The following is a 17,820-nucleotide window of genomic DNA, read 5'->3' on the forward strand; positions in this document are numbered from 1 at the left end:
TGCCGCATGTCGACGGGCGGCGTCGATTGCGCGTGCGACCGGTTGCGACACCACGGCAACGTCGGCGGGACAGTGTAGAGGTATCCCGTTTCGAGCAAACCCTGAGCGGCCAACTCATGACTAGTTAATTTATAACTAGTTACTTCATGACCTACCGCGCACACGGGCTTTGCGCGAGATTCATCGTCGATCCGCATGCCCCGCCGCGCGTCACTCTGCCGCCGGCCCCTGTCCGAACCGCTCCCGCTCGGGTACGCTTGAACATCCACCGAACCGACACGCACACCCGACGCGGAGGCGCGATGAAGCTCTACTACTGGCCGAAAACCCGGGCATTCCGGGCGCTGTGGATGCTGGAGGAAATCGGCGCCGTCTACGAGCTCGTGCCGATCGACCTGCGGTCGCACGAACAGGGCAGCGACGCGTTCGTCCAGGTCAATCCGATGGCCAAGCTGCCCGCGCTCGACGACGGCGGCGAACCGTTCGCCGAATCCGGCGCCGTGCTGCTCTATCTCGCCGATTGCTGTCCCGGCGCCCGGCTCGGCATCGCGCCCGACGACCCGCTGCGCGGCCGCTTCCTGCAGTGGATGTTCTTCACGCCCACCTGCCTCGAGCCCGCGATGGCCGAGAAATTCACCGGCGCGTCGGGCAACCCGGTCGCGTTCGGCTGGGGCAACATCACGCGCGTGCAGCGTGCGCTCTCGCAAGCGCTTGCCCATAGCCGCTGGCTCGTCGGCGACCGCTTCACCGCGGCCGACCTGCTGCTCGCCAGCACGCTGAAGATCGCATTCGACGCGCACCTGCTGCCGCATGAAGGCGTGCTCGGCGACTATGTCGCGCGCGCCGAGGACCGCGACGGCTATCGCCGCGCGGTCGCCGTCGAACAGCGCGAAGCGGCGCGCCTGCTGCATGCGTGACGCGTGAACGGCGCGGCATGCGGTGACGGCGGCCGCGCCCGGCTGCCAATGCCGGGGCGCGCCGACCGGCAGCGTCATGCAGCCCCCGGGCGCCTGCGCCGCCGCGCCGGCGTCGACCACCGCCCCCGGCGAGCCGCGTTCGTCGGTATCGGCCTCGACCGGCACGACTTCGTGAAAATGCGTGTAGTCGATGTGCGTGATGCCGCCTTCGTCGTGCATCAGGTCGACATAGCGGTGACGCCAGCGGATGTCCGCATGCGCCCATGCGTAGCGCGCCTGCATGACCTGCGCGGTCGTCTCGTCGGAGCCCTCGATCGTGATCAGCAGCGACGCGTCGCGCGTGGCGAGCGATTCGGGCGTCTCGCCGAACAGCGGGCTCGCTTCGTCGATCACGTGCATCAGGTTCCAGCCGAGCAGGAAGATCGGATGCTCGCTGCGCACGAGCGGCAGGTCGTGGATCTTGCGCAGCGTATAGCCCTCGTGCGTGCCTTCGACGCGCATCAGCCGCAGCTTCGCCTGCGCTTCGGCGATCACGTTCTGGCGCGCATTCGCGGCGCGCACCATCAGCGTCATGCGCCCGTTCAGCGGCCGCACGATCGCGTAGCGCGCGAACAGGATCTTCGCCTGCGGCCGCGAAAACCGCGCGAACACGAGGCCGGTCGCCAGCGCGATGCCCGACATCCCGACGAAGATCTCGAACGTCGCGACGAGGTGCGCATAGACGGTCTGCGGATGCATGTCGCCATAGCCGACGGTGGCGAGCGTTTCGACGCTGAAGAAGAACGCGCCGCCGAATCCGGCCGGCGACTGGTTCGCGATCGGCGCATGGCCGAGCAAGTAGAGCGTCGCGAAGCCGCCGTTGAGCAGCAGGAACAGCATCGCGAGCGACAGGAAGAACACGGGCCAGCTCACCGTCAGCGCCCGGTGATAGAGGTCGCGCCAGCCGAGCGGCGGCATCCCGTATGCGATCACGGGGCGCGTGCCCGACCAGATCTTGCGGCCACGGCCGCGGGAAGCCGGGGAGGACGGATCGACGTTCATCGCGCGATGCCTGAAGCAGGGAGGCGATGAGCGTAGCACGCGCGGCGGCGGCCGGGAATGCGCGCCGATGCGTAGCCGCCGTCCGCGCGCAACCCCGAAAAAAACCGGCTGCACGAGCGGCCGGTTTCGCAGTCTTCCTGCCGGCATGCGCGCGGCGCGCGCCGCGCCGGCTTACTTCCGGTCGACGATCACGCGGTCGAACGTGCCGCCGTCGGCGAAGTGGGTCTTCTGCGCGTTCGCCCAGCTTCCGAAAACCTGCTCGACGCTGAACGTCTTCAGCGGCTTGAACTCGGCCGCATGCTTCTTCAGGACGTTCGCGTCACGCGGGCGCAGATGGTGCTGCGCGATGATCTCCTGCGCCTGCGGCGTGTACAGGTAGTCGAGATACGCCTGCGCGACCTTGCGCGTGCCCTTCTTGTCGACGACCTTGTCGACCACGGCCACCGGCGGCTCCGCGAGGATGCTCGCCGACGGATACACGGCATCGAATTCCGCGCCCGACGCCCCCGTATCCATCAGCGCGACTTCGTTCTCGAACGTGACGAGCACGTCGCCGATGCCGCGCTGCGTGAACGTCGTCGTCGCGCCGCGGCCGCCGGAGTCGAGCACCGGCACGTTGCGGAAGACCGCCTTCTCGAAGTCGAGCGCCTGCTGGTCGGTCGCGCCCTTCTGCTTCTGGTAGCCCCACGCGGCGAGATACGCGTAGCGGCCGTTACCCGACGTCTTCGGGTTCGCGATGATCACCTGCACGCCCGGCTTCGCCAGATCGCTCCAGTCCTTGATCGCCTTCGGGTTGCCCTTGCGCACGAGGAACACCATCGTCGTCGAGTACGGCGAGCTGGCGTCGGGGAAGCGCGCGCGCCAGTCCTTCGGCAGCAGCTGGCCGCGCTCGGCGAGCAGGTCGATGTCGTTCGGCTGGTTCATCGTCACGACGTCGGCCTGCAACCCCTGCAGCACCGACAGCGCCTGCGCGCTCGACGCGCCGTGCGACTGCTTGATCGTCACCGTTTCGCCGGTCTGCTGCTTGTAGGCGGCGGCGAAGCTCGTGTTGATGTCCTTGTACAGCTCGCGCGTCACGTCGTACGACACATTCAGGATCGACGTGTCCGCGTGCGCGGCCGTCGCCGCCACGACCAGCGCCGCCGCCGTGCCCGTGTGCAGCCAGCGGCCGATCCCCTTGATGCTTGCCATCGTGATATGCCCCGTTCAGTGGTGGTGAATGTGCGTGACGGCACGCGTACGCGCTGTCATCGAAACGTAAGCGGGCATTCTAGCGGCCGGGCGCGGCACGCTTTCCAATCTGTCATGCAAAGCAAATCTCGAATCCTGCTAAACGGCGCGCACCGCTCGCGTATGCGCCGGATCCAGTGTTAAGATCGCCGCTCAGCCCTTTTCCCGGTTCATCCATGTCCGCTGCCCTGCGCTCGCCCTCGATCCTCGCCGCCGTCGCGGCAGGTGCGCGCGCGGCCGGGCTGAAACTCAAAAAACGACGCCTCGACTGACGGGGACGTCGCGTCCCGTCAGGCGAATGCCGGACGGGATGCCCGCAGGTCGTTTCTTTCTCCTTGCTCGCACGCCTCGCTCCGGCACTCCGCCGGCGGAACGGTTCCTTCCCACTCCGTTTCCACCATGAGGTTTTGCATGCACACACGTTTCGAAGGTATCTGGCTGCCGATCATCACGCCGTTCCACCACGGCGAAGTCGATCACGGCGCGCTCGCGCGACTCGCCCGTCACTATGCGGCCGCGGGCATCGCGGGCTTCGTCGCGGGCGCGACGACCGGTGAAGGCGTGCTGCTCGACGCACGCGAACAGGACGCCGTGTTCGCGACGCTGCGCGACGCGGCGCCCGGGCGCCCGATCGTCGTCGGGCTCACCGCGAGCGCAACGCACTTCGCGGCCGCCCGCGCGCGCGAACTCGCCGCGCTGCGGCCCGACGGGCTGCTCGTCACGCCGCCCGTCTACGTGCGGCCGACGCAGGACGGCATCCGCCGCCACGTCGAGGCGATCGTCGACGCGGCCGATCTGCCCGTGCTCGTCTACAACATCCCGTACCGCACGGGCGTGAACGTCGAACTCGAGACGCTGCAGGCGCTCGCGCGCGATCCGCGCGTCGCGGGCATCAAGGAGTGCGGCGGCACGCTCGACCGGATGAGCCGGCTCGTGCACGACACGCCGCTCGCGATTTTCTCCGGCGACGACAACCAGAACTTCGCGGCACTGTGTGCCGGTGCGCACGGCGCGATCGCGAGCAGCGCGCACGTGCTGCCCGAATGGCATGTGCGCATCCATGCGCTGCTGCGCGACGGCCGGCTCGCCGACGCGCGGCGGCTGTCGGTCGCACTGCAGCCGCTCGTCGCGGCGCTGTTCGCGGAGCCGAATCCGGCGCCGGTGAAGGCGGTGCTGGCGGCGCAGGGGTGGTGCGAGGATGGGTTGCGGCTGCCGTTCGTGCCGGCGAGCGACGCGTTGCGGGAAAGGCTGGCTGCCATTCTTGCCCCGCTCGGCGAAATCGCACCGGACGTCGCTGCAGCATAGGCAGCGACGTAACGCGCAGCTCGGGCAACAGACGAATCCTTGCCGCCAGATTGTTTCAAACAGTCAGAACGACAGACAGGCCGTAGCGCGCAAGCTGGGCATCGGCCGTCACGAGTTGCAGCGGTTCATGCCGGGCCTGCGCGACCAGCAAGCGATCGAACGGGTCGCGATGGTGGTGCGGCAAATCACGGACTGCCGCCCCATGCACGGCGCTGACCGGCAGTTCGCGAATCCCGCTCGGCCCCATCGAGCGGACCAACCTGCCCACGTCGATGTCGAGCTTCCCCAGGCCGGCCTTGATGGCAGCCTCCCAGATACTCGCGCTGCTGACGAAGCGCTCGTCGGCGCCCGAGATCAGCTTGCGCGCCCGCGCGCTGAGCTTCCGGTCGTTGGTTACGATCCACAAAAAGATGTGCGTATCGAGCAACAGTCGCATCAGCGCCCTTCGAAAGCGTCCAGCAGACAGTCCGGCAGCGGGGCGTCGAAGTCGTCTGCGATGCGGGCCTGCCCTTGCAGGACTCCGAACCGAACGGGTGACTTCGCAGGCCCGAGCCGATCGGGGAGCGCGCCGTCGGCGGAAATCGAGGCGTCGCCGCGATGCGATGGATCGATCGCGGCACCGTCAAACAGCTTGGCGTTTTGCATGATGACCTCCGTTTCAGTTCAGGTGACCATCACTGTAGTCGGGTTCGCGTGATCGCTCCATTCGGCCAATCGGGAGAGGGATGCCGGCGCAACCGGCTGCTACACCCGGCTGTCCCGTCACGCCGCGAGCGCCACCGCCTCCCCCGTCGCATCCCGCACCGCCTGCGTGACGATCCGCGCGAGCCGCTCGACGCTCGGCGTGACCGACGACGCGCGCCGCAGCAGCATCAACGGCAGGCTCGGCAGCGCCGGCAGCCCGAACGACGCCGCGTCGAGCACCCGCACCGACGCCGGCAATCCGTAGTGCGAGCGCACCGTCAGCCCGAGGCCGGCCGCCGCCGCGGCCCACAGCCCGGCCAGGCTCGGCGTCGTGAACGCGACGCGCCACGGCACGCCCGCGCGGTCGAGCGCGTCGGTGGCTGCACCGAAGAAGCGGCACGGCCGGTCGAACACGACGAGCGGCAGCGGCTCGCCCGACGCGCGCACGGCACGAATGCCCGTGTCGCGGTCGTCCGCCGCATCCGCGTGGTGGCCGCCGTCCGGCATGCCGAAGCCGCCCGCGCCCGCCGCCGCGATCCACTGCATCGGCACCTGCGCGATCACGTCGCTGTCGATGCCGGCCCGCGTCAACAGTGCCGCCGACGCCGGGTCGCCCCACACGAGCGCGAGGTCGAGCTGGTTCGCGTCGAGCCGGTCGAGCAGATCGGCATTGCGCGCGACGCGCGCCTCGATCCTCACCTTCGGATGCGCGCGCGCGAAACGCCCGAGCACGTCGGGCAGGATCGCCTCGCCGAAATCCTCCTGCAGGCCGACCCGCACCCAGCCGTCGAGATTCACGCCGCGCACGGCCGCGGCCGCCTCGTCGTTCAGCGCGATCATCCGCCGCGCATAGCGCAGCATCGCGTCGCCGGCGTCGGTCAGCGCGAGCCCGCGCCCGGCCTTCACGAACAGCGGCGTGCCGGCCTGTTCCTCGAGCTTGCGGATCTGCGCGCTCACCGCCGACGACGAGCGCGCAACGCGATCGGCCGCCTTCGCGAAGCTGCCGAGATCCACGCCCGCAACGAGGCTGCGCAGCGCCGCCACGTCGAAGTTCGGCCGGGCCAGTGCGGCGTCGGCCGCCGCGCCGCGGTCATTGTCATGTCCGGACATCTCGATCATCCTGTTTTGTCGAACGATTCATCAAAAACTTTCCGATTTTCAGGATGAATGTAGGTCGCCACACTGGCGATGTCAATTTCCACCGGACTCCGTCGCCATGGATACCTCCTGCCTCGCCTCTCCGTCTCCGGCCACGCATGACGCGCGCGGGCCGGCCCATCGCTGGCGCGTGCTCGCAGCCGGCGTCGCCGCGAACATGAGCTTTTCCGCCGCCGCGGCCGGCATCCCGACCACCGCCGTCTGGATGCGCTCGGCCTATCACCTCGACAACGGTGCGCTCGGCCTCGTGCTGGGCGCGCTCGGCTTCGGCGTCGCGCTGTCCGAGCTGCCGTGGGGCATGGCCGCCGACCGCTTCGGCGACCGCCGCGTGCTGCTCGCCGGCCTCGTCGCCACCGCCGCGATGCTGGCGCTGATGGTCGCCACGATCGTCCCGACCGCGCACGCGGTGCCGCCGCTCATGCGCGTCGTCGTCGCGATGTGCTGCGTCGGCCTGCTCGGCGGCAGCGTGAACGGTTCGAGCGGACGCGCGGTGATGCGCTGGTTCGGCGAGCGCGAACGCGGGCTCGCGATGAGCATCCGCCAGACGGCCGTGCCGCTCGGCGGCGGCGTCGGCGCGGCGCTGTTGCCGTCGCTCGCGTCGCACGCAGGCTTCGCCGCGGTATATGGCGCGCTGATGCTGCTGTGCGCCGGATCGGCCGTGCTGACGTGGCGCTGGCTGCACGAGCCGCCTGACGCGCCGGCCGCAGCGCAACCCGTGCGCGTCGCAACGAACCGCCCTGCCGCACCGCAACCGCCGGCACGGCACGCGCGCAATCCGCTGGCAAGCGGCGCCGTCTGGCGCATCGTGCTCGGCATCGGTGCGCTCTGCGCGCCGCAATTCGCGGTGCTCACGTTCGCGACCGTGTTCCTGCACGATTTCGGCCGGCTCGGCCTCGCGGGCATCAGCACGGCGATGGTCACGCTGCAACTCGGCGCGATGGCGATGCGCGTATGGAGCGGCCGCCATACCGACCGGCACGGCAACCGGCGCGCGTACCTGCGCGGGTCGGTATGCGTGGCGGCCGGCTCGTTCGCGCTGCTTGCGGCCGCCACGGCCGGCAGCCCGCACGTGCCGCTCGCCGCGATCGTCGCGATTCTCGTGTTCGCCGGCATCTGCGTGTCGGCATGGCACGGCGTCGCGTACACCGAACTCGCGACGCTCGCCGGCGCGAACCACGCGGGCACCGCGCTCGGGATGGCGAACACGATCGTGTATCTCGGACTGTTCGCGACGCCGCTCGCGATTCCGCCGCTGCTCGCCGTGAGTTCGTGGAGCGTGGTCTGGCTCGCGGCGGCGTTGATCGCGGGCGCGACCTATCCGATGTTCGCGCGATAGCGGCGCAGGCAGCCGCCGTGCGCGGCCCTGGTTCAGAACTTGTACACGGCCGACAGCATCGCCGACCGGCCGTCGCCGAGCTCGACGGCCGACGAGCGCGATTCGCTTCCCGACACCTGCCGCACGCGCTCGACATACGCACGATCGAACAGGTTGTCGACGTTCAGCTGGAAGCGCAGCCGGCGGCTCACGTCGTAGCCGGCCATCAGGTTGTGCACCCAGTACGCGCCGAGCTTGCCGTCGCCCTGCGACGTCACGTTGCGCCGGCCGACGAAGTGCGAACCGTAGCCCACCGTCCAGCCCGCCGGCAACCGGTAGGTCGTCCACAGGTTAAACGCGTGGCGCGGCGTGTTGCCGAGCGCCTGCCCGTCGCGGCGAGGCGTGGACGGCGAACTGAGCGTGACGCTCGCCAGGTACGTGTAGTTCGCGAACACGTCCCACCGCGGCGTGACCTTGCCGGCGGCACCGAGCTCGATGCCGCGCACGCGCTGCCGGCCCGCGAGCGCATAGCTGCCGTCGGCCATGCGTTCGCGCGCATTCTTCTTTTCGGTCTGGAACAGTGCGCCGTTCAGCGCGACGCCCGCCAGCCCCTCCCATTTGGCGCCGAGCTCGAAGCTCTCGTTCTTCTCGGGCGCGAGCGCGCCGGTCGCCGCGCTCACGCCCGAGCCGGTAGTGACGAGAAATTCGGCGGACGGATTGAACGACGTGCCGTACGCGAAATACGCGCGGCCGTTATCGGTCGGCTTGAACACGAGCGCCGCGCGCGTGCTCAGGTGACGGTCGGCGCTGTCCGCGCGCTCGACGGGCTGCCCGACCGACGCACCTTCCGCCCGGCCGTCGATCCAGTCGTGCCGCAGCCCGACGTCGACGTCCCAGTAGCGGCCGAACGAGATCGTGTCGAACGCGTACAGCGCCTTCACGACGAGCGCGGTGTCGTTGCGTGCGCTGTCCTGGCGCTGCGTCGGGCCTCGCCATATGCCGGGCGGCGCGGCGAGCGGGAAACCGTCGGCCGGGTAGAACCGGTTGATTCCATACGAATAGGTCGTGCGGCCGTACGTTTCGCGCGAGATCTCGAAGCCCGTGACGAGCGAGTGTCCGACGCCGAACGTATCGAACGCGCTCGTGACGTTCGTCTGGTTCGCCCACATCGCCGTCGACACATCGCGGCCGTAGCCCTGCGGGCCTGCCGGCTTGTAGCGCCCCGGCGGCAGCCCCTGCCGGTTCACGTGCGATGCGGAAATCACGGTGTCGCGATTCAGATGCGCATAGCGGCTCAGGTTCTGCACCTTCAGGCCGGGCGACACCTCGTGTTCGACCTTCACGGTGAAGGCGTCCGACGTGATGCGTTCGCGATCGAGATTGCGCCAGCCGAAATAGCTGTCGCGCGACACGCCTGCCAGCACCTGGCCGTCGCGCGCCGGCAGCCCGTAGTCGGGCAGGTTGTTGTCGTACTGGTGAAAATAGCCGAGCGTGACGCGCGTCGGCGTGCCGAGCCCGAACGCGAGCGACGGCGCGACACCCCAGCGCCGCCGGCGAATGTCGTCGCGGCCCGGCACGTCGTTGACGTGCGCCATCGCGTTCAGGCGGAACGCCGCGCGGCCGTCGGTGCCGGGCAGCGGCCGGTTCGCGTCGAGCGTCACGCGCCGGTAGTCGGACGTGCCGAGCGTCGTGCCGGCCTCCGTGAACGCGCCAGCCTTCGGCGTCTTGCTGACCAGGTTCACCGAGCCGCCCGTCGTACCGGCGCCGCCGAACACCGAGTTCGGGCCCTTCATCACCTCGACCGCCTCGACGTTGAACAGGTCGCTGCGATTGTTCTGCGCGCTGTCGCGCAGCCCGTCGAGCTGCAGGTTCGCGTTCGCGCCGAAGCCGCGGATATTGAACATGTCGCCCGATCCGCCGCCGCCCTCCCCCGCGTTGAACGTGATGCCCGCGACGTTCGACAATGCTTCGCGCAGGCTCAGCGCCTGCTGTTCGTCGAGCACCGCGCGCGGCACGACGGTGATCGTCTGCGGCACGTCGAGCAGCGGCGTCGCATATTTGGCGGAGCCCGACCGGTCGACGCGCGAACCGGCGTCGCGGTTTTCGTGAACGACGATCGGGCTCAGGTGCGGCGCGCGCCGCGGCTCGCCCTCTTCCGCGGACGCCGGTGCGGCGGCACAGGTCATCATCGCGAATGCGACGGACGCAGTCGCGCGACGCGGCGGCGTCACGCTCGACAGGATGCAACGGTTCATGTGATTCACTCCACTCCATTGATGAGAATGGTTCTCATTCAATAGAATTGAGTGCGACATGACAATTGGACATGTCCGAACTTCGTTATCCGAACGAACCGTTGAACGAAACGGGCCTGCCGCCGCACGGCCGCGGTTCGCGTCGTCAGCCTTGCTCCCGCGCCAGCGCCCGCCGCGCGGCCGGCCGTTCGGCCTCGCGCCGCGCATGCGCGCTCCACGCGGGATGCTTCGTCATGTCGAGCCCGATCGCGACGCCCCAGCGATACAGCACGAGCAGGAACGGATCGACGATCGAATGGCCGCCCGGCTCGGCCCATGTGCGGCCGTCGGCGAGCGCGGCTTCGATCGACGCGTTCGCCGCATCGATCAGCCCGCGCCCGTGTTCGCTGATCGCGCCGTGCAGCGCCGGATCGCCGATGAAGCGCCCCGGCCGCCACAGCGTGCCGTAGCCGACGCCGTGCACCCAGCCGACCAGCCATGCGAGCCATTCGTGGCAGCGCGCCTCGCGCAGCGGATCGTCGAGCGGCAGCAGCCGCGCGTCCGGATGACGACGCGCGAGATACGTGAGGATCGCGGGCGTTTCGGTCAGCACGCGCGGCTCGCCGGGAATCGCGAGCACGGGCACGCGCGCCTTCGGGTTGATCGCGAGATAGCGTGCGTCGAGATTCTGCTGCTCGCGCACGGACACGATCTCGACGTCGAACGGCGCGCCGGTTTCCTCGAGCGCGATGTGGGCGGCGAGCGAACATGCGCCCGGCGAAAGATAGAGACGATATGCGTTCATGATGGCGTTGCCCGGCGGACCTGTTGAAAGACGGAACCGAGTGTAGGAACGCAGGGCCCGCCGCCGCAAACGATGAATTGTCGTGCTCGGGCATGAGTGATACTAATGCGTGATGCGACGTATCCATCTCCCCCCGCTACAGACGCTGCGTGCGTTCGAAGCCGCCGTGCGGCTGCAGAGCTTCACGCGTGCCGCCGACGAACTCGCGCTCACGCAAGGCGCGATCAGCCAGCACATCCGCACGCTCGAAGCGCGGCTCGGCTATCCGCTCTTCACGCGCGAGCGCAACGGCGCGACGCCAACGCATGCCGCGCATGCGCTCGTGCTGCAGGTGCGCCAGGGCCTGAGCGTGCTCGAGCGCGCATTCGAGCCGGCGCTCGCCGGGCGCAATCGTCCGCGCACCTGCGACGTCACGCTGAACGTGAGCGTGCTGCCCAGCGTCGCCGAGCGCTGGCTCGCGCCGCGCCTGCCGCGTTTCACGGCCGTGCATCCGCACATCGCGATCGCGCTGCATCCGGACGCGGCACTCGCGCCGCTGCGCAAGCGCGACCGCATCGACGTCGCGCTGCGCTACGGGCCCGGCACGTGGCCGGGCGTCGTCGCCGAGAAGCTGATGAACGAGACGGTCTTTCCGGTCGCGAGCCCCGCATACCGCAATCGCGACGGCATCGCGCCACGCGTGCCGGCCGATCTGGTTCGCGCGACGCTGCTGCGCCATCCCGCGCAACCGTGGGAGCCGTGGCTCCAGGCCGCGCGGCTCGACCTCACCGAATCCTCGCGCGCGCCGCGCTTCACCGATGCGAACGCGCTGATCGATGCGACGCTGAAAGGACGCGGCGTCGCGCTCGCGCGCCGCTCGCTGATCGAGCCCGAACTCGCGGCCGGCACGCTCGTGCGCGTATCGACGGTGCGCGTGACCGACGTGTATGCGCACTACGTCGTGTGGCGCCCGGATCATCCGCACGAAGCGGCGATCCGCACGTGGCTCGACTGGCTGCGCAGCGAAGTGCGGCGCAGGACGCCGCGACGCTGACGCGCGCTCAGGCGCGCGCGCATCGCGACCTTGTCGAGCGTGATCGGCAGATCGCGCACGCCCCGTCGCCCGGTTTCGTCGCCGCCTGCGCTTCGATCGGCCGGCCGCGCGCGCGTGCACGATCGCCGCGGCGGCCGGATCGCGCCGCGACGGCTCGCTGCGCTGCACGCCCCAGCCGCGCTCGATGTCGATGCGTGCGGCATCCGCATTCGCCGGCAAATTCCGCTCGTGATGCACGCGGCCCGTACGAAAGCATTTGGTCAGGCTTGCGAAAGCATTTTGCGATCACACCGGGGTCGCAAACGATTCACCGAAACGTCGCACGGCATCGGCATACTCGAAAACGTTTCCCGTCAGCCCGCCTGGAGAGAAGTCATGCATCGCGTTGCCCTCGTCGTCGCCCTGTGTGCCGCTGTCGTCACCGCCGCCTGCAGCGATGACGCGTCGCACGACGCGCAGGCGGCCGACACCCCGCAACAGGCACATGCATCGTCCGGCTCCGCGAGCGCGTTCAACAACGACGCAGGCGCGAACGCCGCCGCGTCCGATGCCGCACCGCTCGCACCGCCCGTCATCCATTACCCGCCCGATGACGACGACGACGCGAAGTCCGCGACGACCGCGGCCGCGCCCGACGTCGCATCGTCGCCGCACTGATCCGTGTTTCCGTCCCCCCGATCGCAGAACCGAGGTGAAATAACATGACGTCATCCAGCCGCCGCCGTTTCCTGCACACCGTCGCACAGTCGGCGGGCGCCGCCGTCGCGCTCAACGCCTTCCCCGAATCGATCCGCCGCGCGCTCGCGATTCCCGCCGCGCGCGGCACCGGCACGATCCGCGATGTCCAGCACATCGTCGTGTTCATGCAGGAAAACCGCTCGTTCGATCATTACTTCGGACACCTGCGCGGCGTGCGCGGCTACAACGACCGCTTCCCGATTCCGCTGCCGAGCGGCCAGCCGGTGTGGTATCAGCCGTCGAAAGCGGATCCGGCCAAGCCGGTGCTGCCGTTCCGCCTGAACACGCTGACGACGAGCGCGCAGTGCGTGGGCGATCTCGATCACTCCTGGTACAAGACGCACGCGGCGATCGACGCCGGCCGCTACGATCAGTGGCCCGCGAACAAGACCGACATGACGATGGGCTATCACGTGCGCGAGGACATTCCGTTCCACTACGCGCTCGCCGATGCGTTCACCGTGTGCGACAACTACTTCTGCTCGCTGCCGGGGCCGACGCACCCGAACCGTTCGTACCTGATGACCGGCACGGTCGACCCGACCGGCAAGTTCGGCGGCCCGCTGCTCGACAACAGCGACTACGTCGACGGCGACGTGCCGCCCGCGTACCAGCTGCTGTCGTGGACGACCTTCCCGGAGCGCCTCGAGGCGCACGGCGTGTCGTGGCAGATCTACCAGCAGGGCACGACCGGCGACGATCCGTACAACGGCAACTACGGCACGAACATCCTGCAGAACTTCACGAACTTCATCAACGCGAAGCCGGGCTCGTCGCTGTACCAGCGCGCGCAGACGGTGCGCACGCTCGACAACCTGAAGGACGACGTGATCAACGACCGGCTGCCGCAGGTGTCGTGGCTGTGCCCGCCCGCCGCGTTCTCCGAGCATCCGAAATACACGCCCGCGTACGGCGCGAACTACACGTCGCAGATCCTCGACGCGCTCACGTCGAATCCGGACGTGTGGGCGAAGACGGTGCTGTTCATCATGTACGACGAAAACGACGGCTTCTTCGATCACGTCGTGCCGCCGCAGCCGCCGACGTCGGCCGCGCAGGGCGTGTCGACCGTGACGACCGACGGCGAGCTGCACACGGTCGTGAACCCCGGGCGCGGCGGCAGCTACACGGCCGACGGGCTGCCGTACGGCCTCGGGCCGCGCGTGCCGATGACGGTCGTGTCGCCGTGGTCGAAGGGCGGCTTCGTGTGCTCGCAGGTGTTCGACCACACGTCGGTGATCCGCTTCATCGGCGAGCGCTTCGGCATCGACGAGCCGAACATCACGCCGTGGCGCCGCACCGTCTGCGGCGACCTCACCGCCGCGTTCGACTTCCGCTCGTCCGACGCGACGTTCCCGACGCTGCCCGACACGAGCCAGTACCGCTCGATCGCGGACCAGCAGTGCACGTCGCAGCCCGCGCCGACCGTGCCCGCGACGCCGTCGCCGGTCGAGCCGCAGGAGCCCGGCGTGCGGCCCGCGCGTGCGCTGCCGTACGAACTGCACGTGAACGCGAGCCTCTCCGGCGGCAACACGCTGCGCATCGAGTTCGCGAACCGCGGCAACCAGGGCGCGCACTTCCACGTGTATTCGACGAACCGCACCGACGGCCCGTGGCGCTACACGGTCGGCGCGCGCCGCGTGCTGCATGCGGATTTCGACCTGACGGCAACAAACGGCGTGTATGCGTTCTCGGTGTATGGCCCGAACGGCTTCGTGCGGATGTTCGCGGGCAACGTGTCGGCCGCGACCGCGCGCCGCCGCAACCAGGCGCAGCCCGAAGCGAAGGCCGGCTACGACATCGCGAACGGCAACCTGTACCTGAAGGTGCGCAACCATGGCGCGGGCCACGTCACGCTGACGCTGACCGACAACGCGTACGGCGCACCGGCCCGCCAGGTGACGCTGCACGGCGGCAACGAGCACGTCGAGCAGTGGACGCTCACGTCGAGCCACCACTGGTATGACGTCACGGTGAGCGACGGTGCGAACGGCACGTTCTCGCGCCGCTTCGCGGGCCACATCGAGAACGGCCGGCCGAGCTACTCGGATCCGGCCGCGGTGCGGCCCGTGTCCGCGTCGTAAGCACGGCGGCGCGACGTTGCGCGGTGCGAGCCGCGCCGCGCGCGCCGATCGGCGTCAGATCGCGTACGCGAGTGCGCGATCGACGCGCGCGGCGTCGACGTTCTCGTCCGCTTCGCGAAAGCGCAGCGGCGCCGCGCAATGCACCAGCGTGTCGACGAAGTATTTCGCGCGCGGCCATGGCCCGAAGCCGGCCGCGGTATTGATGTGTCCCGCGTCGCCGAGGTTCACGAACGCGCTGCCGAGCCGCTGCGCGAGCGTGCGCGCATCGGCCAGCGGCATCCACGGATCGGTTTCGCTGCCGATCACGATCGACGGCACCGCGAGCCGGCGGGCGTCGAACGGCCCGGCAAACGTGAATTTCTTCGGGCTGGCAGGCGCGACGAGCAGCACGCCCGCGACGTCGGCCACGTGCGGCCATTGCGCGAGCGCATGCGCGGCCGCGAGGCAGCCGAAGCTGTGCGCGGCGAGCACGAACGGGCCGCGCTCGCGCTCGAGCAGTGCACGGACCGACTGCGCCCAGCCCGCGAGGTCGGGCGCATCCCAGTCGGCCTGCTCGACCCGCAGCGAGCGCGGGAACTGCCGCTCCAGCCAGGTCTGCCAGTGAGCGCCTTCGCTGCCGTGCAGGCCCGGAACGGTCACGAGCCGCGGCGGCCACGCCGATTTGCTGCATGCGCGCATGATTGCCCTCGCTTGCTTTGCTTGGAGACGGGCTTCGATTGTGGCGCGGCGGGCACGGCGGCCGAACCAATATTTTGTGCTTTGCTTTTGCACCGCCCGCCGCGCGCGCGGCCCATGCCGCACGGGCCGACGGCGTCATGACGGCGCAACGCGCCGCGAGACCGTAGAATGTGGGCTTCCCGCTTGCCATGCATCGGATCGGGCCGGGCGCTGCCGCGCCGGTTCCGGTCGACAGGAGACGCCCGATGTCCGCTACGCCCGCCGGCGCGCTGCGCCCGTTCCATCTCGCCTTTCCCGTGTCGAGCCTCGTCGACGCGCGCGCATTCTACGGCGGCCTGCTCGGATGCCCCGAAGGCCGCAGCTCGGAACACTGGGTCGACTTCGATTTCTTCGGCCACCAGCTCGTCGCGCACCTCGCGCCGGACGAAACCGGCGCCAGCGCGGTCAATCCGGTCGACGGCGACGACGTGCCCGTGCGCCATTTCGGCGTCGTGCTGTCGATGGACGAGTGGCATGCGCTCGCCGAAAAACTGCAGGCCGCGCACACGCGCTTCGTGATCGAGCCGCACATCCGCTTCAAGGGCGAGGTCGGCGAGCAGGCGACGATGTTCTTTCTCGACCCGTGCGGCAACGCGCTGGAGTTCAAGGCGTTCGCCGACATCGGCCAGTTGTTCGCGAAGTAAGCGCATGAAGATCCTGTTCCATTCGCCGCACCAGGAAGCCGCCGCGTGGCGCGACGCGATCGCGCACGCATTGCCCGAGGCCGAGTTGCGCGCGTGGCAGCCGGGCGACACGGCCCCCGCCGATTACGCGCTCGTGTGGCGGGCGCCGCGCGCGTTCTTCACGCCGCGCGACGGCTTGCGCGCGATCTTCAACCTCGGCGCGGGCGTCGACGCGCTGCTCGCGCTCGAGCGCGAACAGCCCGGCACGCTGCCGCGCGACGTGCCGCTGGTGCGCCTCGAGGATTCCGGCATGGCGCGGCAGATGATCGAATACGTGGCGCATGCCGTGCTGCGCTACCTGCGCCGCTTCGACGAATACGAAACGCTGCAGCGCGAGCGCCGCTGGCAGGTGCTCGCGCCGCATCCGCGCGCGGGCTTCACCGTCGCCGTGCTCGGCCTCGGCGTGCTCGGCGCGCAGGTCGCGCAGGCGCTCGCGGCGCTCGGCCTGCCGGTGCGCGGCTACAGCCGCAGCCCGAAGCAGCTCGACGGGATCGAAACCTTCGCGGGCGACGGCGCGCTCGACGCGTGCCTCGACGGCGCAAAGGTGCTCGTGAACCTGCTGCCGAGCACGCACGACACCGACGGAATCCTGTCGGCGCGCACCTTCTCGCGGCTCGCACCGGGCGCGTATGTGGTGAACGTCGCGCGCGGCGCGCACCTCGTCGAAGCCGACCTGCTCGACGCGCTCGCGAGCGGCCGGATCGCCGCCGCGACGCTCGACGTGTTCCAGCACGAGCCGCTGCCGGCCGATCATCCGTTCTGGCACGCGCCGCGCATCACGATCACCCCGCACAGCTCGGCCGAGACGCTGCGCGACGAAGCCGTCGACCAGATCGCCGGCAAGATCCGCGCACTGGCGCGCGGCGAGCGCATCGGCGGTGTCGTCGACTACGCGCGCGGCTACTGAATTCGTCCTACATGAAACCGGAGACAACCATGACGTTCCCCACCGCCGTCAAGATCGTCGAAGTCGGCCCGCGCGACGGGCTGCAGAACGAAAAGACCTTCGTGCCGACCGACGTGAAGATCGCGCTCGTCGACCGCCTGTCGCACGCCGGCTTCCGCAATATCGAGGCCGCGTCGTTCGTGTCGCCGAAATGGGTGCCGCAGATGGCCGACGGCGCCGACGTGATGGCCGGCATCGAGCGCCGCGCGGGCACCGTGTATTCGGTGCTCACGCCGAACCTGAAGGGCGTCGAGAATGCGCTCGCCGCACGCGCCGACGAAGTGGTGATCTTCGGTGCGGCAAGCGAGGCGTTCTCGCAACGGAACATCAACTGCAGCATCGCCGAGAGCATCGCGCGCTTCGAGCCCGTCGCGAAGGCCGCGAAGGATGCCGACGTGCGGCTGCGCGGCAGCGTGTCGTGCACGCTCGGCTGCCCGTACCAGGGCGAGGTGCCGGTCGCGTCGGTGGTCGACGTCGTCGAACGGTTCGCCGCGCTCGGCTGCGACGAGATCGACATCGCCGACACGATCGGCGTCGGCACGCCGAAGCGCACGCGCGAAGTGCTGTCCGCCGTCACGCGCGTGTTCCCGCGCGAACGCCTGTCGGGCCACTTCCACGATACCTACGGCCAGGCGCTCGCGAACATCTATGCGGCGCTGTTCGAAGGGATCGAAATCTTCCACGCATCGGTGGCCGGCCTCGGCGGCTGCCCGTATGCGAAGGGCGCGACCGGCAACGTCGCGACCGAGGACGTGCTGTACCTGATGCAGGGCCTCGGCATCGATACCGGCATCGATCTCGCGCAAGTCGTCGCCGCCGGCGACTTCATCTCGAACGCGATCGGCCGCGCGAACGTGTCGCGCGCCGGCCGCGCGCTGCTCGCCAAGGCCCGGAGCGCGGCCGACGCCGCGAGCTGCGTCTGACTTCGAC

General features: G+C 69.5%; 16 protein-coding genes and 1 pseudogene. 9 read left to right on the forward strand and 8 right to left on the reverse strand.

Annotation, left to right across the window (positions count from 1 at the left end; genetic code table 11):
* Positions 1 to 302: 302 nt before the first annotated feature.
* Entirely contained in the window at positions 303 to 917 is a 615-nt protein-coding gene (locus DCN14_RS30340) for a glutathione S-transferase (protein WP_096508290.1), read from the forward strand.
* A 96-nt stretch (positions 918 to 1,013) separates the two neighbouring features.
* Here DCN14_RS30340 and DCN14_RS30345 read toward each other — a convergent pair.
* Together DCN14_RS30345 and DCN14_RS30350 are read right to left on the reverse strand one after the other, a co-directional pair.
* A pseudogene (locus tag DCN14_RS30345) lies at positions 1,014 to 1,958 on the reverse strand (ion channel); the annotation flags it as partial.
* A 171-nt stretch (positions 1,959 to 2,129) separates the two neighbouring features.
* Positions 2,130 to 3,149, reverse strand: a complete 1,020-nt coding sequence (locus DCN14_RS30350) for a sulfate ABC transporter substrate-binding protein (RefSeq protein ID WP_096508258.1) — start codon at positions 3,147 to 3,149, stop codon at positions 2,130 to 2,132.
* Positions 3,150 to 3,599: 450 nt separating this feature from the next.
* On the opposite strand from DCN14_RS30350, the gene dapA reads away from it, so the two are divergent.
* Positions 3,600 to 4,493, forward strand: coding sequence for a 4-hydroxy-tetrahydrodipicolinate synthase (dapA, locus tag DCN14_RS30360; protein ID WP_096508259.1), 894 nt, complete (start codon positions 3,600 to 3,602; stop codon positions 4,491 to 4,493).
* A 55-nt stretch (positions 4,494 to 4,548) separates the two neighbouring features.
* Here dapA and DCN14_RS30365 read toward each other — a convergent pair whose 3' ends face one another.
* From DCN14_RS30365 to DCN14_RS30375, 3 genes are all read right to left on the reverse strand, one after another.
* Positions 4,549 to 4,929, reverse strand: a complete 381-nt coding sequence (locus DCN14_RS30365) for a type II toxin-antitoxin system VapC family toxin (RefSeq protein WP_096508260.1) — start codon at positions 4,927 to 4,929, stop codon at positions 4,549 to 4,551.
* Positions 4,929 to 5,138, reverse strand: coding sequence for a hypothetical protein (locus tag DCN14_RS30370; RefSeq protein ID WP_096508261.1), 210 nt, complete (start codon positions 5,136 to 5,138; stop codon positions 4,929 to 4,931). Before DCN14_RS30370 ends, DCN14_RS30365 begins: the two co-directional genes overlap by 1 nt.
* Positions 5,139 to 5,255: 117 nt before the next feature.
* Positions 5,256 to 6,287 carry a LysR substrate-binding domain-containing protein gene (locus DCN14_RS30375; RefSeq protein WP_096508291.1) on the reverse strand — a complete coding sequence of 344 codons (1,032 nt, stop codon included), beginning with the start codon at positions 6,285 to 6,287 and terminating at the stop codon, positions 5,256 to 5,258.
* A 106-nt stretch (positions 6,288 to 6,393) separates the two neighbouring features.
* On the opposite strand from DCN14_RS30375, the gene DCN14_RS30380 reads away from it, so the two are divergent.
* Positions 6,394 to 7,671 (forward strand): MFS transporter, encoded by a 1,278-nt coding sequence (locus tag DCN14_RS30380; protein WP_096508262.1) that lies wholly within the window; start codon positions 6,394 to 6,396, stop codon positions 7,669 to 7,671.
* Between the two features lie 32 nt (positions 7,672 to 7,703).
* Here the strand turns inward: DCN14_RS30380 and DCN14_RS30385 are convergent, their stop codons facing one another.
* On the reverse strand, positions 7,704 to 9,905 hold the full coding sequence (locus tag DCN14_RS30385) for a TonB-dependent siderophore receptor (protein WP_096508263.1): 2,202 nt from the start codon (positions 9,903 to 9,905) through the stop codon (positions 7,704 to 7,706).
* Positions 9,906 to 10,050: 145 nt separating this feature from the next.
* Positions 10,051 to 10,689 (reverse strand): glutathione S-transferase, encoded by a 639-nt coding sequence (locus tag DCN14_RS30390; protein WP_096508264.1) that lies wholly within the window; start codon positions 10,687 to 10,689, stop codon positions 10,051 to 10,053.
* Between the two features lie 112 nt (positions 10,690 to 10,801).
* Between DCN14_RS30390 and DCN14_RS30395 the strand changes: the two genes are divergently transcribed.
* From DCN14_RS30395 to DCN14_RS30405, 3 genes are all read left to right on the forward strand, one after another.
* Positions 10,802 to 11,722, forward strand: coding sequence for a LysR substrate-binding domain-containing protein (locus tag DCN14_RS30395; protein WP_096508265.1), 921 nt, complete (start codon positions 10,802 to 10,804; stop codon positions 11,720 to 11,722).
* A gap of 375 nt (positions 11,723 to 12,097) precedes the next feature.
* Entirely contained in the window at positions 12,098 to 12,379 is a 282-nt protein-coding gene (locus DCN14_RS30400; RefSeq protein ID WP_096508266.1) for a hypothetical protein, read from the forward strand.
* Between the two features lie 44 nt (positions 12,380 to 12,423).
* Positions 12,424 to 14,544, forward strand: a complete 2,121-nt coding sequence (locus DCN14_RS30405; RefSeq protein WP_096508267.1) for a phospholipase C, phosphocholine-specific — start codon at positions 12,424 to 12,426, stop codon at positions 14,542 to 14,544.
* 54 nt (positions 14,545 to 14,598) lie between these two features.
* On the opposite strand, the gene DCN14_RS30410 is transcribed toward DCN14_RS30405, so the two are convergent.
* Entirely contained in the window at positions 14,599 to 15,222 is a 624-nt protein-coding gene (locus tag DCN14_RS30410) for an alpha/beta hydrolase (RefSeq protein ID WP_096508268.1), read from the reverse strand.
* A 245-nt stretch (positions 15,223 to 15,467) separates the two neighbouring features.
* Here DCN14_RS30410 and DCN14_RS30415 point away from each other — a divergent pair, with 245 nt between their 5' ends.
* Genes DCN14_RS30415 through DCN14_RS30425 form a run of 3 tightly spaced genes read left to right on the forward strand, consistent with a single transcriptional unit; the run spans position 15,468 to position 17,813 of the window.
* Positions 15,468 to 15,905 carry a VOC family protein gene (locus DCN14_RS30415; RefSeq protein ID WP_162826258.1) on the forward strand — a complete coding sequence of 146 codons (438 nt, stop codon included), beginning with the start codon at positions 15,468 to 15,470 and terminating at the stop codon, positions 15,903 to 15,905.
* A gap of 4 nt (positions 15,906 to 15,909) precedes the next feature.
* The gene (locus DCN14_RS30420) at positions 15,910 to 16,851 is read left to right on the forward strand and encodes a glyoxylate/hydroxypyruvate reductase A (protein WP_096508269.1); all 942 of its coding nucleotides are present in this window, start codon (positions 15,910 to 15,912) and stop codon (positions 16,849 to 16,851) included.
* 29 nt (positions 16,852 to 16,880) lie between these two features.
* Positions 16,881 to 17,813 carry a hydroxymethylglutaryl-CoA lyase gene (locus DCN14_RS30425; RefSeq protein WP_096508270.1) on the forward strand — a complete coding sequence of 311 codons (933 nt, stop codon included), beginning with the start codon at positions 16,881 to 16,883 and terminating at the stop codon, positions 17,811 to 17,813.
* The last annotated feature ends 7 nt before the right edge of the window (positions 17,814 to 17,820 follow it).

This window comes from Burkholderia sp. IDO3 (assembly GCF_003366075.1).
In the GTDB taxonomy this organism is placed as follows: domain Bacteria; phylum Pseudomonadota; class Gammaproteobacteria; order Burkholderiales; family Burkholderiaceae; genus Burkholderia; species Burkholderia anthina.

Bases quoted from the DNA above. Each gene is read 5' to 3' on its own strand.
- DCN14_RS30340 (WP_096508290.1), top strand. From the start codon at position 303: ATGAAGCTCTACTACTGGCCGAAAACCCGGGCATTCCGGGCGCTGTGG.
- DCN14_RS30350 (WP_096508258.1), bottom strand. From the start codon at position 3,149: ATGGCAAGCATCAAGGGGATCGGCCGCTGGCTGCACACGGGCACGGCG.
- dapA (WP_096508259.1), top strand. From the start codon at position 3,600: ATGCACACACGTTTCGAAGGTATCTGGCTGCCGATCATCACGCCGTTC.
- DCN14_RS30365 (WP_096508260.1), bottom strand. From the start codon at position 4,929: ATGCGACTGTTGCTCGATACGCACATCTTTTTGTGGATCGTAACCAAC.
- DCN14_RS30370 (WP_096508261.1), bottom strand. From the start codon at position 5,138: ATGCAAAACGCCAAGCTGTTTGACGGTGCCGCGATCGATCCATCGCAT.
- DCN14_RS30375 (WP_096508291.1), bottom strand. From the start codon at position 6,287: ATGTCCGGACATGACAATGACCGCGGCGCGGCGGCCGACGCCGCACTG.
- DCN14_RS30380 (WP_096508262.1), top strand. From the start codon at position 6,394: ATGGATACCTCCTGCCTCGCCTCTCCGTCTCCGGCCACGCATGACGCG.
- DCN14_RS30385 (WP_096508263.1), bottom strand. From the start codon at position 9,905: ATGAACCGTTGCATCCTGTCGAGCGTGACGCCGCCGCGTCGCGCGACT.
- DCN14_RS30390 (WP_096508264.1), bottom strand. From the start codon at position 10,689: ATGAACGCATATCGTCTCTATCTTTCGCCGGGCGCATGTTCGCTCGCC.
- DCN14_RS30395 (WP_096508265.1), top strand. From the start codon at position 10,802: ATGCGACGTATCCATCTCCCCCCGCTACAGACGCTGCGTGCGTTCGAA.
- DCN14_RS30400 (WP_096508266.1), top strand. From the start codon at position 12,098: ATGCATCGCGTTGCCCTCGTCGTCGCCCTGTGTGCCGCTGTCGTCACC.
- DCN14_RS30405 (WP_096508267.1), top strand. From the start codon at position 12,424: ATGACGTCATCCAGCCGCCGCCGTTTCCTGCACACCGTCGCACAGTCG.
- DCN14_RS30410 (WP_096508268.1), bottom strand. From the start codon at position 15,222: ATGCGCGCATGCAGCAAATCGGCGTGGCCGCCGCGGCTCGTGACCGTT.
- DCN14_RS30415 (WP_162826258.1), top strand. From the start codon at position 15,468: ATGTCCGCTACGCCCGCCGGCGCGCTGCGCCCGTTCCATCTCGCCTTT.
- DCN14_RS30420 (WP_096508269.1), top strand. From the start codon at position 15,910: ATGAAGATCCTGTTCCATTCGCCGCACCAGGAAGCCGCCGCGTGGCGC.
- DCN14_RS30425 (WP_096508270.1), top strand. From the start codon at position 16,881: ATGACGTTCCCCACCGCCGTCAAGATCGTCGAAGTCGGCCCGCGCGAC.